This window comes from Stenotrophomonas sp. GD03819 (assembly GCF_029841665.1).
GTDB classification, from domain to species: Bacteria; Pseudomonadota; Gammaproteobacteria; order Xanthomonadales; family Xanthomonadaceae; genus Stenotrophomonas; species Stenotrophomonas geniculata.
Genome location: NZ_JAOCEW010000018.1, coordinates 40,706 through 54,275, shown reverse-complemented (window position 1 = coordinate 54,275; position 13,570 = coordinate 40,706). Strand labels below are relative to the sequence as shown.

Here is a 13,570-nt window from a genome sequence, read left to right as displayed (position 1 = left end):
AGCGCAATATCCCCGTAGATGGCCGTCCTCCGTTACCTGCAGCTCGATGTCTTCGCCCCCCGCCCCGGCACCGGCAACCCACTGGGCGTCATCCTGGACGCCGACGGGCTCTCCAGCCGCCAGATGCAGGCCCTGGCCGCCTGGCTGAATCTGTCCGAGACGGTGTTCTTCCTGCGCCCCAGCGCGCCGGGTGCCGACTACCACATCCGCATCTTCACCCCGACCCGCGAGCTGGCATTTGCTGGCCACCCCAGCGTCGGCGCCGCCTGGGCCGCGGTGAGCTGTGGCTTGGCGCAACCGCGCGACGGCGCCCTGCTGCAGCAATGCGCTGCGGGGTTGCTGCCGGTACGGGTGAGCGGTCCGGCCGAGGCACTGCAGATCCAGCTGGCCAGCCCACCGGCACGGCAACTGGACACGAGGGTGGACGCCGCGCCGGAGACGCTGCTGGCGCTGGCGGCCAACGGGCACGTGCCCGAACTGTGGGACAACGGTGCACGCTGGTGGCTGCTGCCGCTGCGCGACGCCGCCGCCGTGCGCGGACTGGCGCCAGACATGGCGGCCCTGCGCGACTGGAGCCTGGCCACCGACGCTACTGGCCTGGCCGTGTTTGCCGACGAGCCCGGCGACGACCACGCCCGCGTGGTGCGCGCCTTCTGCCCCGCTGACGCGGCCGCCGTACCCGAAGACCCGGTGACCGGCAGCGCCAATGCGCTGATCGGCGCCTGGCTGCGGCAGCGCGATGCCCTGCCCGGCCGCGAAGGCCGCTACGTGGCCAGCCAGGGCCGCGAAGTGGGCCGCGATGGCCGCGTGCAGGTGCAGGTCGACGCGCAGGGCACGGTATGGATCGGCGGCCAGGTGCAGTGCGTGATCGACGGCAGCATCCATTGGTAGCGTCGGGCCACGCCCGGCGAACGCCGCACACGGACGCCGGGCATGGCCCGGCGCTACCGTACCCCTCTCGTTCTACGGAGTTTGCCCCCTATGACCACCCGCCGTTTCCTGCAGCTGGATGTGTTCTCCCCGCGCGCCGGCGCCGGTAACCCGCTGGCCGTGGTACTCGATGCCGAGGGCCTGGATGACACCAGCATGCAGGCCATCGCCCGCTGGACGCGGCTGCCCGAAACCACCTTCGTGTTTCCGCCGCATGTCGACGGCGCCAGCTACCGGCTGCGCATGTTCAGCCCGCAGAAGGAAGTGCCGTTCGCCGGCCACCCCAGCGTCGGCACGGCGCATGCGGTGCTGCAGGCAGGCCTGGCCACACCGATCGATGGCGTGCTGGTGCAGGACGGCATTGCCGGCGCCCTGCCGCTGCGCGTCAACGGTGAAGGCGCGCAGCAGCGCATCGCCATCCGCACCCCGCGCGCGCAGCTGGCCGAAACGACCGAGGCCACCGATCCTCGCCTGCAGGCCGCACTGAAGGGCTGGCCGCTGGGTACGCTGCCGCCGGCACGCATGCAGGGCGGGCGGAGCTGGTGGGTGGTGCAGGTGGCCGACGAGGCGGCATTGCGCGCGCTGCAGCCGGACTGGGATGCGGTGGCCGCACTGGCGGAGACCACCGACAGCATGGGCGTGTTCGCCTATGCCTTCAGCGATGGCAGCGAGGGCTTCGACCTGGCGGTACGTGCCTTCGTCGGCAATGGACGCCGCTTCGAGGACGCCGCCTCCGGCGCGGCCAACGCCGTGCTGGCCGCGTGGCTGGACCTGCGCGATGCGCTGCCCCGTGGCCGTGCCCCGTTCGAAGTCAGCCAGGGCCGCGAAGTCGGCCACGATGCGCGCCTGACGCTGCTGGTCGACGAGGACGGCGAGGTCTGGTCGGGCGGCCAGGTGCAGACCGTCATCACCGGCACCCTCGATTGGTAAAGGGACACTGTAGAGCCGAGCCCATGCTCGGCTGCTCTTCGGCCAGATCACGGGAGCTGCAGAAGCCGAGCATGGGCTCGGCTCTACAGATGCGCCGGCTCAGCCCAGCTCGGCTTCCAGGCTGATCGGAACGGCGCTCAGTGCCTTGGACACCGGGCAGTTCTGCTTGGCGTCATCGGCAATCGCACGGAACTGCGTCGCGTCGATGCCCGGCACCACCGCCTTCACCTTCAGCCGGATCTGCGACAGCTGCGGGCCGCCTTCCAGCGACAGATCGACCTTGGCCTCGGTATCCAGCGAGGTCGGGGTAAAGCCGGCTTCGCCGAGCTTGGCCGACAGCGCCATGGTGAAACAACCGGCGTGCGCGGCAGCGATCAGCTCTTCCGGATTGGTGCCCTTTTCGTCGCCGAAACGGCTGTTGAAGCCGTAGCGGGTCTTGTCCAGCAGGCCACTCTGCGGCGTGCTCAACTGCCCCTTGCCCGACTTCAGATCGCCTTCCCAGTGCGCGGTGGCGTGTCGCGAGATTCCCATGTGCAGCTCCTGCGTGACGGTGATGAACGGTCACCCTCGCACGGGAGGCGTTAGCCCTGCGTCGCTCCGCCGCACGCTGGAGGTCGTCTTCCGAACCCGGCGCGTGGACACTTCCTCGCCAACCGGAAACGCATTTCCCTCTTGTTTTCAGTGGTTTCGCGCATTCCGACGATGGGCGGGCGCCGGCCATCGCGTGCGCTGCCACACCCCCATCCCCCACTGCCGGCCATGTACTGAATCGGCCTGGATATGAAAAAACATGCACTTTCCGCGCTTCGGGCTATTGGCGGCGCCCGAGAGTTGCCCTACATTGCGCTTGCCGACGGGGTTCGGCGCCGACCAAACAACCAACCGTTCACGGAACAGGAAACCATGGCAAAGACCGCTAAGAAGGCTGCCCCGAAGAAGGCAGTGAAGAAAGTCGCGACGAAGGCAGCCGCCAAGCCGGCCGCTCCGAAGCCGATCAAGGAAGTGCTGACCAAGTCCGGCCTGGTTGCACACATCGCTGAAGCCTCCGGCGTCATCGCCAAGGACGTCCGCGCTGTGCTGGCCTCGCTGGAAAGCGCCGTCGCCTCCTCGGTGCACAAGAAGGGCGCTGGCTCGTTCACCCTGCCGGGCCTGCTGAAGATCACCACCGTCAATGTGCCGGCCAAGCCGAAGCGCAAGGGCATCAACCCGTTCACCAAGGAAGAGCAGTGGTTCGCTGCCAAGCCGGCCACCACCAAGCTGAAGGTGCGTCCGCTGAAGAAGCTGAAGGACGCCGCGCTGTAAGCGCGCGCCCCAACGCGGATTCCGACGGGACGGCTCTGGCCGTCCCGTTTTTTTTGTACCAACCACAGGCCGCAACACAGCGTTGCCGCATCCCCGGGAATGCGCGTACAGGCCCGTCGCCATTGGCTGGCCGTGGTCCGTTGCGGCCCCGGAACGTACCGGGTGGAACACTGCGTGCAGCCCCGGCCATCGCCGCCGGGCACGGCCTTGCCTAAGGTGGGCACATCCTCCACAGCTACGGCGAGCGTCCCCTCATGGCCAGCCCCTCCACCCGCTACCGGATCTCGGTGACCCCCATCGAAAAGGACGGGTTGCAGTGCACCGGGCGCTGCACCATCGAACTGGAACATCGCGCCAGCCGCGACCTGATGCGCCTGCTGGAAGCGGCGCCGCGCACCGCAGGCATCAGCGGCGACGAGCGCGCGACCCTGGTGATCGCCACCCAGCTGCTGCGCGACATCGTGCAGCGCCACGCCGAAACCGAAGGCCATGCCCTGGCCGCCATCGCCGCGCAGGTGCTGCCGGCGCTGGATGCACTGGAACAGCTGCCCTCCTCCCGCTGATCGCGGCACAGCCGATACACTGCCTCCTTCCGTTCGCCTCGGGGAGGAGGCAGACATGCGCAGGTTCCTGATACTGATCGCACCGCTGGTGCTGCTGGCCTGTTCCCGGCCGCCATCGCAACCTCATCCTGCGGATGCCGCTCCGCCGGCCACGACCGAGGCGGCTGCCCGCGCGAAGCCACAGGCCGCCGCAGAAGGCGATGCAGCGGCCGTGCAGGCCATCGATGTCGATCCCCTGTTTGCCGCCGTCGCGGCCGAGGCCGAGCTGCCGGCGGGAATGCTCAATGCCTATGTCATGGCCCTGCTCAATCGCGATCGCAAGGCCATCGACGCCGCATGGACCTTCCCGCCCAGCGATGCACGACGCGCCGACGATGCCGCATTGCGCCAGCTCACGGACGTGCGCAGCCTGCGCCTGACCAGCGAACTGCCGGTCGCGCGCGACGGTCACCAGCCACCGCAGCTGCTGGAGGTTCCGGTGCAGATCCGCGCGGTGACCGCTGAGGGCACTTTCCGCTTCGGCGGCTGGTACCGCGTGCAGCCCAGCAGCGATGGCCGCGCCTGGCAGATCCAGTCGGCGCAACTGCGGCCATCGCTGGACTGAACCGTTGCAGCGGCATGCACGCGCGATTCAGCCGGCAAGGCTACTCTTTGGTCCATCCATTCCGCATTCACCGGTCACCGCCATGCGCCTGCGTTCCCTGATGACCCGCCTCGCGGCCTCCACCGTGCTGATCGCTGCTGCGATCGGCGCCCAGGCCGCCCCTTCCATTTCCGGCCGCGAACTGTCGGTCGGTGCCAGCGACGTGCAGCAGTACCTCGATGGCAGCTTCCCGCGCACCCAGGACGCCCTGGGGGGCCTGATCGCCCTGACCATGAGCCATCCGCAGCTGAGCCTTCCGGCCGGCGAACGGTTGAACCTGGGCATGGACGTCGCACTGGCCACCGCCGGTGGCAACCCGTCCAAGCTGGGAACGGTGAAGCTCAGCAGCGGCCTGCGCTACGACGCGCAGACCCAGGGCTTCCACCTGCAGCAGCCGAGCGTGGATGACTTCACCCCGGCCAACCAGGGCGGTCGCCTCGATTCGCGCACCCGCGGCCTGCTCAATGCCTGGCTGAGCGACTACGCCCAGCGCGAACCGATCTACAAGCTGGACCCGGCCATGGCCGGCCTGCTCGGCGCACTGCAGGTGCAGTCGGCACAGGTGAAGAACGGCAAGCTGGTGGTCACCTTCAACCAGAACCTGGGCAACCTGGTGCCGGCAGGCGTGCTGGGTAAATGAGGTAGTGCCGGCCGCTGGCCGGCACTACCCGTAGCGCATCAGGCGGCAAGTGCCTTGACCACCGCCTCACTGAAGGCGGGAATGTCGTCCGGCTTGCGGCTGGTGATCAGGTTTCCATCGATCACAACCGCGGTATCGCGCCATTTCGCACCTGCGTTGACCAGATCCTGCTGCAGGGACGGCCAGGACGTCACGTCGCGCCCCTCAGCAAGGCCGCTGTTGATCAGCAACCACGGGCCGTGGCAGATGGCCGCCACAGGCTTGCCGGCTTCATCCACTGCCCGGATGAAGCCGAGTACAACCTCGTCGGTACGCAACGTGTCCGGATTGATGACGCCTCCGGGCAGGACCAAGGCATCGAAGCGTGCCGGATCCGCTTCATCCAGCGGAATGTCCACCGCGACGGCGTCGCCCCAGTTCTTCTCCTTCCAGCCCTTGATCGTCGCCTCCTTTGCGGGCGACACCACGCTGACGCGCGCGCCCTCGGCTTCCAGCAGCCGCTTGGGTTCGGTCAATTCGGACTGTTCGAAGCCGTGGGTGGCCAGGATGGCAATCTGCTTGCCCTTCAATCGCTCTGCCATGGGTGCACTCCGGTTGGGGGAGCCGACAGAATGGAAGAACGGCCCTTGCACGGCGGTGACCCTGCCGTGCACGGCAGGTGGAGAGCCTCCGGGTAGTGCCGGCCAGTGGCCGGCAGTCCCCGGTACCGGTCAGCGCTTGGGCTGCAGCATGGTGCCGGTGCACTTGGGCGAGCCGCAGCGGCACTCCCAGATCTTCTTCAGCTTGGCGGTATGACGCTCGGCCAGGGTGATGCCGTAGTTGTAGGTCAGTTCCTCACCGGCCTTGATATCGCGCAGCGCCTCGATGAACACCTTGTCGCCACGGCTGTCGCCGTCCTCGTCTTCCTCGATCACTGCCTCGCAGTTCGGGTCGCAGCTGTGGTTGATCCAGCGCGCGTCGTTGCCCTTGTAGTTGGCATCGATCACCCAGTCGTCATTGAGGGTGAACAGGAAGGTATGGCCACTTTCAACGTCGCCGCTGTCATCGGCATCAACGTCGCCGTGGCTGCGCAGCAGGCCCTTGTACTGGATCACGCGCTCGCCCTGCTTGATCGGGGCCACGGAAAACACACCGTTGCCGTGGATGGCGGACTTGCGGGCTTGGATCTTCTTGGGCATCGGCAAGGGAAGTCTGCAGCGAAAGGAACGTTGATTCTCGCCCATTCCGGGTGATTGCGAAAATCACCCCGTTGGCGCAGCATTGCGCCCTGGCAACGGCCCCGGTGTGTTCTCCCGTCCCGGCCCCAGCGCCGGCTGAATGCCCGGGTTGGATGGCGGCGAAGAAAAGCGTACAATTTCAGTCCGCTTTAAGAACCACTCGCATCCCCATGTTGCGCGTCACCAAACTCACCGATTACGCCACCGTCGTACTGACCGTGCTCGCCGCCCGTCCGGGCGAGGTGCTCAGTGCCACCGAGCTGGCCGAATTCACCGGTCTGGAGCCGCCCACCGTCAGCAAGGTACTCAAGCCGCTGGCCCAGGCCGGCCTGGTTGAAGGCCTGCGCGGCGTGCGTGGCGGCTACCGCCTGACCCGCCCGGCCATCGAGATCTCGCTGTTCGAAGTGGTCGAAGCGATGGAAGGGCCGCTGGCCCTGACCGAATGCAGCCACGACCACCACCAGTGCGGCATGGCGCCCAAGTGCGGCGCGCGCAGCAGCTGGCGGCTGATCAACGACGTGGTCTCCGAGGCCCTGCGCGATGTCACCCTCGCCCAGATCCTGCCCCCTCTCCCCCTTGCCGATGACGAACAGCGCCGCACCATCGCTGTCGACGTCGTCTCCTGATCCGTAGGCAGCCCCCCATGGCCACCGAAACCATCGAAAACGTCGCCCACGACGACACCCCCAACCGCGAGATCCACGAGCAGCTCGGCCGCAAGTATTCGGCCGGCTTCATCACCGAGATCGAGTCGGACTCCCTGCCGCCGGGCCTGGACGAGGACACCATCCGTGCCCTGTCGGCCAAGAAGGACGAGCCGGAGTGGATGACGCAGTGGCGCCTGGACGCCTACCGCCACTTCCTGACCATGCCGATGCCGGACTGGGCCAAGCTGGAGATCGCCCCGATCGACCTGCAGGCGCTCAGCTACTACTCCGCGCCGAAGGGCCCGAAGTACGCCTCGCTGGATGACGTGCCCAAGGAGCTTCTGGACACCTACGACAAGCTGGGCGTGCCGCTGCACGAGCGCGCCAAGCTGGCCGGCGTGGCGGTGGATGCGGTGTTCGACTCGGTGTCGGTCGGTACCACCTTCCGCAAGGAACTGGCCGAGAAGGGCATCATCTTCTGCTCGATGTCCGAGGCCATCAAGGAGCACCCGGAGCTGGTCCGCCAGTACCTGGGCACCGTGGTGCCGGTGGGCGACAACTACTTCGCCGCGCTCAACTCGGCAGTGTTCTCCGATGGCAGCTTCGTGTTCATTCCCAAGGGCGTGCGCTGCCCGATGGAACTGAGCACGTACTTCCGCATCAATGCCGGCCATACCGGCCAGTTCGAGCGCACCCTGATCGTGTGCGAGGACAAGGCCTACGTGTCCTACCTGGAAGGCTGCACCGCGCCGATGCGCGACGAGAACCAGCTGCACGCCGCCGTGGTCGAGCTGGTCGCGCTGGAAGATGCGGAGATCAAGTATTCCACCGTGCAGAACTGGTACCCGGGCGACGAGAACGGCGTCGGCGGCATCTACAACTTCGTCACCAAGCGTGCCGAATGCCGTGGCGCGCGCAGCAAGGTCACCTGGACCCAGGTCGAAACCGGCTCGGCGATCACCTGGAAGTACCCGTCCTGCGTGCTGCTGGGCGACGACTCGGTCGGTGAGTTCCACTCGGTGGCGCTGACCCATCACCGCCAGCAGGCCGACACCGGCACCAAGATGATCCACGTTGGCAAGCGCACCAAGAGCAAGATCGTCAGCAAGGGCATCAGCGCCGGCCGCGGCCAGAACACCTACCGCGGCCTGGTGCGTGTGGACCGCAATGCCGATGGCGCGCGCAACTACACCCAGTGCGATTCGCTGCTGATCGGCAAGCAGTGCGGCGCGCACACCTTCCCCTACATCGAGGTGAAGAACCCGGGCGCCACCGTCGAGCACGAGGCCACCACCTCCAAGATCTCCGACGACCAGCTGTTCTACTGCCGCGCCCGTGGCATCAGCCAGGAAGACGCGGTGTCGATGATCGTCGACGGCTTCTGCAAGCAGGTGTTCCGCGAACTGCCGATGGAGTTCGCGGTGGAAGCCAAGAAGCTGCTGGAAGTCTCGCTGGAAGGTTCGGTGGGCTGACCGCCCGCCCCTGCCCCTCGCAAACGCATTCTCTTTACCGGCGGGCCGCGGCCCGCCCCACGGAAATCCCCACCATGCTGAAGATCGAAAACCTCCACGCCCGCATCGGCGACAAGGAAATCCTCAAGGGCCTGTCGCTGGACGTCCAGCCGGGCCAGGTGCACGCCATCATGGGCCCGAACGGCGCCGGCAAGTCCACCCTGGGCAATGTCCTGGCCGGCCGCGACGGCTACGAAGTGACCGAAGGCAGCGTGCAGTTCGACGGCGTCGACCTGCTCGACCAGGACCCGGAAGCGCGCGCCGCCGCCGGCCTGTTCCTGGCGTTCCAGTACCCGGTGGAAATCCCGGGCGTGAACAACACCTACTTCCTGCGCGCGGCACTGAACGCCCAGCGCAAGGCACGCGGCGAGGAAGAACTCGATTCCATGCAGTTCCTCAAGCTGGTGCGCCAGAAGCTGGCCGTGCTGCACCTGAAGGACGAACTGCTGCACCGTGGCGTCAACGAAGGCTTCTCCGGTGGCGAGAAGAAGCGCAACGAGATCTTCCAGCTGGCCGTGCTGGAACCGAAGCTGGCGATCCTGGACGAAACCGACTCGGGCCTGGACATCGATGCACTGAAGAGCGTGGCCGATGGTGTCAACGCACTGCGCGCTGCTGATCGCTCGTTCCTGGTCATCACCCACTACCAGCGCCTGCTGGACTACATCAAGCCGGACGTGGTGCACGTGCTGGCAGATGGCCGCATCGTCAAAAGTGGCGGCCCGGAGCTGGCACTGGAGCTGGAAGCGCACGGCTATGATTTCCTGAAGGACCGGGTCGTGCCCGAGGCGGCGGTCTGATGAGCGCCCTGCTTGATTCGATGGCCCAGGCCTTCTGCGGCAGCGATGCGCGCCGCGAAGTGCTGGATGCGGCCCTGCGTGACGGCCTGCCGGCCGCCCGCAACGAAGCCTGGAAGTACACCTCGCTGCGCCAGCTGGAACGCCGTGCGTTCGCTGCGGCACCGCTGCAGGGCCCGGCGCTGGACGCCGCCCTGCTGGAAGACATCCCGGCGCCGCGCCTGGTGTTCGTCAACGGCCGTCTGGATGCCGCGCTGAGCGACGTGCAGGCCTTGCCGGCCGGCGTGCAGCTGCAGCCGCTGTCGGTCGCACTGGCCGCTGGCGAAGATGCCGTGCGTTTCCTCGGCCGCCGCTACGAGCGCAGCGAGGAGATCTTCGCCCGCCTGAATGCCGCGCTGGCCGATGAAGGCGTGGTGCTGCGCGTGGATGAAGGCGTGCAGGTCGAAACGCCGCTGCAGCTGGTATTCGCCAGCGTCGCCGGCGACACCGACCTGGCCTGGCATCACCGCCACCTGATCGAACTGCGTGCCGGCGCCAGCCTGGGCGTGGTCGAGCACCGCTTCAGCGTGGGTGACTCCGCCCACCTGGACAACACCGTGCTGCATGCCCACGTCGCTCGCGATGCCGTGCTCAAGCACGCCCGCGTGCAGGCCGGCAGCGCGCGCCAGACCAGCTTCCTGCGCACCGACGCCGTGCTGGCCCGCGACGCGCAGTACCACCGCGTGGACCTGGAACTGGGCGCCGCGCTCAGCCGCCATGAACTGAACGTGCGCCTGGAAGGCGACAATGCCCAGCTGACCGCCAACGGCGTGCTGCTTGGCAATGGCCGCCGCCACGTCGAAACCCGCCTGGGTATCGACCACATCGCACGCGATACCGCCTGCGAACTGCTGTGGCGCGGCGTCGCCGCCAACCGCAGCCGCGTGGTGTTCCATGGTGGCATCCAGATCCGCGAAGGCGCCGATGGCACCGACGCGAACCTGTCCAACAAGAACCTGCTGTTGTCGGCCGATGCCGAGATCGACACCCAGCCAACGCTGGTGATCGACGCCGATGAAGTGAAGGCCGCGCATGGCGCGACCGTCGGCCAGCTCGACGCCAATGCGCTGTTCTACCTGCGCTCGCGCGGCCTGCCGCAGGCACAGGCGCAGGCACTGCTGAGCGCCGCGTTCTGCCACGAGCCGCTGAAGATCCTGCCGGACGCACTGCGTGCGCAGCTGGCACGCCGCCTGGACAAGGCGCTGGCCGAGGCAGGTGTGGCATGAACCTGTCCACGCCGCGCCCGATCGAAGAACGCGCCGGCGCCCCCGACTGGGACCGCGTCCGCCTCGACTTCCCGCTGCTGATGCGTGAAGTACACGGCAAGCCGCTGGTCTATTTCGACAATGCCAATACCGGCCAGAAGCCGGTGCAGGTGATCGGCGCGGTGGACGAGTTCTACCGCCGCTACAACGCCAACGTCAGCCGCGCGGTGCATGCACTGGGCAGCGAAGCCACCGACGCCTACGAAGGCGCACGCAACACGCTGGCACGCTTCCTCAACGTGCGCCCCAGCGACCTGGTGCTGTGCAGCGGCACCACCTTCGCCATCAACCTGGTGGCCTACTCGTGGGCGCTGCCGCGGCTGAAGGCCGGTGACGTGATCCTGATCACGCGCATGGAGCACCACGCCAACATTGTGCCGTGGCAGCTGGTCGCGCAGCGTACCGGCGCCACCATCCGCGTGGCCGAGATCACGCCTGACGGCGCACTCGATCTGGATGCGCTGCGCGCGGCGATGACCCCGGAGGTCAAGCTGCTGGCCGTCACCCACGTCTCCAACGTGCTGGGCACGGTCAACCCGGTGCGCGAGATCTGCCGCGAAGCGCGCAAGCGCGGCATCATCACCGTGGTCGATGGCTCGCAGGCGGTGCCGCACCGCAAGGTCGACGTCGCCGCGATCGGCTGCGACTTCTACGCCATCACCGGCCACAAGATGTGCGGCCCGACCGGCACCGGCGCCTTGTGGGCGCGCCGCGAGCATCTGGATGCGATGCCGCCGTTCCTCGGTGGCGGCGAGATGATCAAGGAAGTCAGCTTCGACGGCACCGTGTTCAACGATGCCCCGCACAAGTTCGAAGCCGGCACCCCGAACATCGCCGGTTTCATCGGCCTGGGTGTGGCTGCCGACTACCTGCAGCAGCTTGGGCAGGAGAACGTGGAAGCACGCGAAGCCGAACTGCTGGCGCACTTCACCGAAGAGCTGCGCCGCGTCGACGGCCTGCGCATCATCGGCGAAGCGCCGGAGAAGGCTGCGGTGGTCTCGTTCCTGATCGATGGCGCGCACGCGCACGATCTGGCCACCCTTCTGGATCTGGAAGGCGTGGCCGTGCGCTCGGGTCAGCACTGCGCACACCCGCTGCTGCAGTACTTCGGCGTCGCGGCTACCTGCCGTGCCTCGCTGGCGTTCTACAACACGCATGCCGAGATCGAGCGGTTCATGACCGCACTGACCAAGGTGCGGAAGCTGCTGGGGTAACACAGCACATCGGGGTCAGAGCCCTTTCGCATCGCGAAAGGGCTCTGACCCCATCAGCATTCCCGAAAGCCGCCGTTGCGACTGCAATGCCCGCCGGATCGCCAGCAGATCGCCCGCCGGAATACCCGTCTTGATGAACTCCACATAGCGCCTACGCCGTTCATCAGCATCAGAAGCCATCAGCTCAAATGCCGAGTGCGGCTCGAGCAGCGCATTGGGTTTGCCACACGCATTGGCCCGATAGCTCGACCAGCGATAGTCCCCTGGGCGCGCCACTATTCCCGCACGGACCGGGTTGAGTTCAATGTAGCGCTGGCAGGCAAGCACGTACTGATCGGTGTCGACCAGCGTTCAATGGAAACGCCCTTCCCACAGGGTTCCCGAACGTTGCTGTCGTTCATTCACCCGCCGAACGTAGGCGCGATTTACTGCCTGCATCATCCGGGACAACCCGCCGGATGCATCAGGCGTCACCAGCAGGTGAATGTGATTGCTCATCAACACATAGGCGTGAACCCGGCAATACTGCTGGTCCGCGTGATGACACAGCAGGCGCAGGTAGGCGACGCGGTCGCCATCCGTAAAGAATACGGGCTGACGATTGTTGCCGCGCTGGACGACATGTTGCGGATATCCGGGCGCATCGACCCGTCGTGGCCTCGGCATGGGCTGCACCTGGTAGCAGGGGGTCAGAGCCCTTCGCTGCGCAAAGGAATCTGACCCCGAGCATCTGCCGATTCCGCGCCTGTGCCAGTCGGTCCATGGCCTTCCGTTGAGTCGGTAGATACCGGGGGCAGAGCTCCTCCGCGTTGCGAAAGGGATCTGCCTCCTCCCCCATTTGCGCCCACCCACGGCCCAACTAAAATGGGCCCATGAGCACCCTGACCTTCCGCGCCGCCACGCCGGCCGACATCCCCGCCCTGATCGCCCTGGTCACCTCGGCCTACCGGGGTGACGCCAGCCGCGTCGGCTGGACCACCGAAGCCGACCTGCTGGACGGCGCCCGCATCGACGCCGAAGGCATCCAGGCCGACCTGGACCGCCCGCGCTCCACCATTCTGCTGGCCGAGCGCGGGGATCAGCTGGTGGCCTGCGCCCATGTCGCCGATGTCGACGGCAAGGGCTACTTCGGCATGTTCTCGGTCGATCCGGCCCAGCAGGGCGGCGGCGTCGGCAAGCAGCTGATGGACGCCGCCGAAGCGCACGCCGCACGCGAATGGAACGTGCCGGTGATGCAGATGACGGTGATCGACGTGCGCGACGAACTGATCGCCTTCTACGAGCGTCGCGGCTACAGCCGCACCGGCATCAAGAAGCCGTTCCCGTATGGCGACGAGCGTTTCGGCATTCCAAAGCGCGACGACCTGCGCTTCGAGATCCTGGAAAAGCCGCTGACCGGAGCCGTCGCGTGAGCGAGGCCTGGACCTTTGTCTGTGCCGGCGCCGAGCTGTTGCCGGGCGAAATGAAGAGTGTGTTCGACGAGGTGACCGGCACGCCGATCGTGGTGTTCAACCTCGACGGCGAGCTGTACGCACTGGAAGACCAGTGCACGCATGAAGAGTTCGAACTGTCCTCCGGCGAGTTCAACACGACCGAAGGCAGCGTGGAGTGCGTGCTGCACGGCGCGCGCTTCGACGTGCGTGACGGGCGCGCGCTGTGCGCGCCGGCCTACAGCCCTGTGCCCAAGTTTCCGGTGAAGCGCGAGCACGACGCCATCTGGACCCGCGACGACCGGGATTGAGGCGGCACTCCGCCCGGAGAGGTCATCCACGGGGCGCCCCGGCAGAGAGCATTCACACCCATGGGGTGGATCTACCGGAAGGCCATGAGGCCCCTTCCAGGGCGCCCCGTGGCCGCCTCGGGGGGCCGCCA

18 protein-coding genes are annotated in these 13,570 nt (G+C 67.1%); 13 read left to right on the top strand and 5 right to left on the bottom strand.

Going from position 1 to position 13,570, the window contains the following annotated elements:
- Window positions 1-18: 18 nt before the first annotated feature.
- Both N5D45_RS12435 and N5D45_RS12430 read left to right on the top strand, forming a co-directional pair.
- Entirely contained in the window at window positions 19-891 is an 873-nt protein-coding gene (locus N5D45_RS12435) for a PhzF family phenazine biosynthesis protein (RefSeq protein ID WP_043396944.1), read from the top strand.
- Window positions 892-981: 90 nt separating this feature from the next.
- Window positions 982-1,860: a PhzF family phenazine biosynthesis protein gene (locus N5D45_RS12430; protein WP_057502966.1), complete on the top strand. Its 879-nt coding sequence runs from the start codon at window positions 982-984 to the stop codon at window positions 1,858-1,860.
- A 99-nt stretch (window positions 1,861-1,959) separates the two neighbouring features.
- Here N5D45_RS12430 and N5D45_RS12425 read toward each other — a convergent pair whose 3' ends face one another.
- The gene (locus tag N5D45_RS12425) at window positions 1,960-2,391 is read right to left on the bottom strand and encodes an OsmC family protein (protein WP_005408443.1); all 432 of its coding nucleotides are present in this window, start codon (window positions 2,389-2,391) and stop codon (window positions 1,960-1,962) included.
- Window positions 2,392-2,763: 372 nt separating this feature from the next.
- Between N5D45_RS12425 and N5D45_RS12420 the strand changes: the two genes are divergently transcribed.
- The 4 genes from N5D45_RS12420 to N5D45_RS12405 all read left to right on the top strand — a co-directional run bounded on the left by N5D45_RS12420 (window position 2,764) and on the right by N5D45_RS12405 (window position 5,008).
- Complete coding sequence (locus tag N5D45_RS12420; RefSeq protein WP_010483539.1) at window positions 2,764-3,162, top strand: HU family DNA-binding protein; 399 nt, start codon at window positions 2,764-2,766, stop codon at window positions 3,160-3,162.
- A gap of 254 nt (window positions 3,163-3,416) precedes the next feature.
- A complete protein-coding gene (locus N5D45_RS12415) occupies window positions 3,417-3,725 on the top strand; it encodes a DUF3861 family protein (RefSeq protein WP_010483541.1) in 309 nt (102 codons plus the stop codon).
- A gap of 55 nt (window positions 3,726-3,780) precedes the next feature.
- On the top strand, window positions 3,781-4,329 hold the full coding sequence (locus N5D45_RS12410; RefSeq protein ID WP_049434503.1) for a hypothetical protein: 549 nt from the start codon (window positions 3,781-3,783) through the stop codon (window positions 4,327-4,329).
- Window positions 4,330-4,411: 82 nt separating this feature from the next.
- Complete coding sequence (locus N5D45_RS12405; RefSeq protein ID WP_134959062.1) at window positions 4,412-5,008, top strand: DUF1439 domain-containing protein; 597 nt, start codon at window positions 4,412-4,414, stop codon at window positions 5,006-5,008.
- 38 nt (window positions 5,009-5,046) lie between these two features.
- Here N5D45_RS12405 and N5D45_RS12400 read toward each other — a convergent pair whose 3' ends face one another.
- Window positions 5,047-5,589 carry a type 1 glutamine amidotransferase domain-containing protein gene (locus N5D45_RS12400; protein ID WP_010483547.1) on the bottom strand — a complete coding sequence of 181 codons (543 nt, stop codon included), beginning with the start codon at window positions 5,587-5,589 and terminating at the stop codon, window positions 5,047-5,049.
- Between the two features lie 129 nt (window positions 5,590-5,718).
- Entirely contained in the window at window positions 5,719-6,186 is a 468-nt protein-coding gene (locus tag N5D45_RS12395) for an SET domain-containing protein-lysine N-methyltransferase (RefSeq protein WP_010483549.1), read from the bottom strand.
- Between the two features lie 209 nt (window positions 6,187-6,395).
- On the opposite strand from N5D45_RS12395, the gene N5D45_RS12390 reads away from it, so the two are divergent.
- The 5 genes from N5D45_RS12390 (at window position 6,396) to N5D45_RS12370 (ending at window position 11,698) form a co-directional block, all read left to right on the top strand.
- A complete protein-coding gene (locus tag N5D45_RS12390; protein WP_005408436.1) occupies window positions 6,396-6,851 on the top strand; it encodes an SUF system Fe-S cluster assembly regulator in 456 nt (151 codons plus the stop codon).
- 17 nt (window positions 6,852-6,868) lie between these two features.
- On the top strand, window positions 6,869-8,344 hold the full coding sequence (gene sufB / locus N5D45_RS12385; protein ID WP_005408435.1) for a Fe-S cluster assembly protein SufB: 1,476 nt from the start codon (window positions 6,869-6,871) through the stop codon (window positions 8,342-8,344).
- A gap of 74 nt (window positions 8,345-8,418) precedes the next feature.
- Window positions 8,419-9,183: a Fe-S cluster assembly ATPase SufC gene (sufC, locus tag N5D45_RS12380; RefSeq protein WP_019659403.1), complete on the top strand. Its 765-nt coding sequence runs from the start codon at window positions 8,419-8,421 to the stop codon at window positions 9,181-9,183.
- A complete protein-coding gene (sufD, locus tag N5D45_RS12375) occupies window positions 9,183-10,445 on the top strand; it encodes a Fe-S cluster assembly protein SufD (protein ID WP_057502964.1) in 1,263 nt (420 codons plus the stop codon). The genes sufC and sufD overlap by 1 nt, the downstream gene beginning before the upstream one ends.
- Complete coding sequence (locus N5D45_RS12370; RefSeq protein ID WP_057502963.1) at window positions 10,442-11,698, top strand: cysteine desulfurase; 1,257 nt, start codon at window positions 10,442-10,444, stop codon at window positions 11,696-11,698. The genes sufD and N5D45_RS12370 overlap by 4 nt, the downstream gene beginning before the upstream one ends.
- A 15-nt stretch (window positions 11,699-11,713) precedes the next feature.
- On the opposite strand, the gene N5D45_RS12365 is transcribed toward N5D45_RS12370, so the two are convergent.
- The gene (locus N5D45_RS12365) at window positions 11,714-12,025 is read right to left on the bottom strand and encodes a hypothetical protein (RefSeq protein WP_227199488.1); all 312 of its coding nucleotides are present in this window, start codon (window positions 12,023-12,025) and stop codon (window positions 11,714-11,716) included.
- 24 nt (window positions 12,026-12,049) lie between these two features.
- Entirely contained in the window at window positions 12,050-12,364 is a 315-nt protein-coding gene (locus N5D45_RS12360) for a transposase (RefSeq protein ID WP_227199487.1), read from the bottom strand.
- Window positions 12,365-12,570: 206 nt separating this feature from the next.
- Between N5D45_RS12360 and N5D45_RS12355 the strand changes: the two genes are divergently transcribed.
- Both N5D45_RS12355 and N5D45_RS12350 read left to right on the top strand, forming a co-directional pair.
- Window positions 12,571-13,110 (top strand): GNAT family N-acetyltransferase, encoded by a 540-nt coding sequence (locus tag N5D45_RS12355; RefSeq protein WP_021202565.1) that lies wholly within the window; start codon window positions 12,571-12,573, stop codon window positions 13,108-13,110.
- Window positions 13,107-13,439 (top strand): non-heme iron oxygenase ferredoxin subunit, encoded by a 333-nt coding sequence (locus N5D45_RS12350; RefSeq protein ID WP_010483575.1) that lies wholly within the window; start codon window positions 13,107-13,109, stop codon window positions 13,437-13,439. The genes N5D45_RS12355 and N5D45_RS12350 overlap by 4 nt, the downstream gene beginning before the upstream one ends.
- Window positions 13,440-13,570 lie beyond the last annotated feature (131 nt).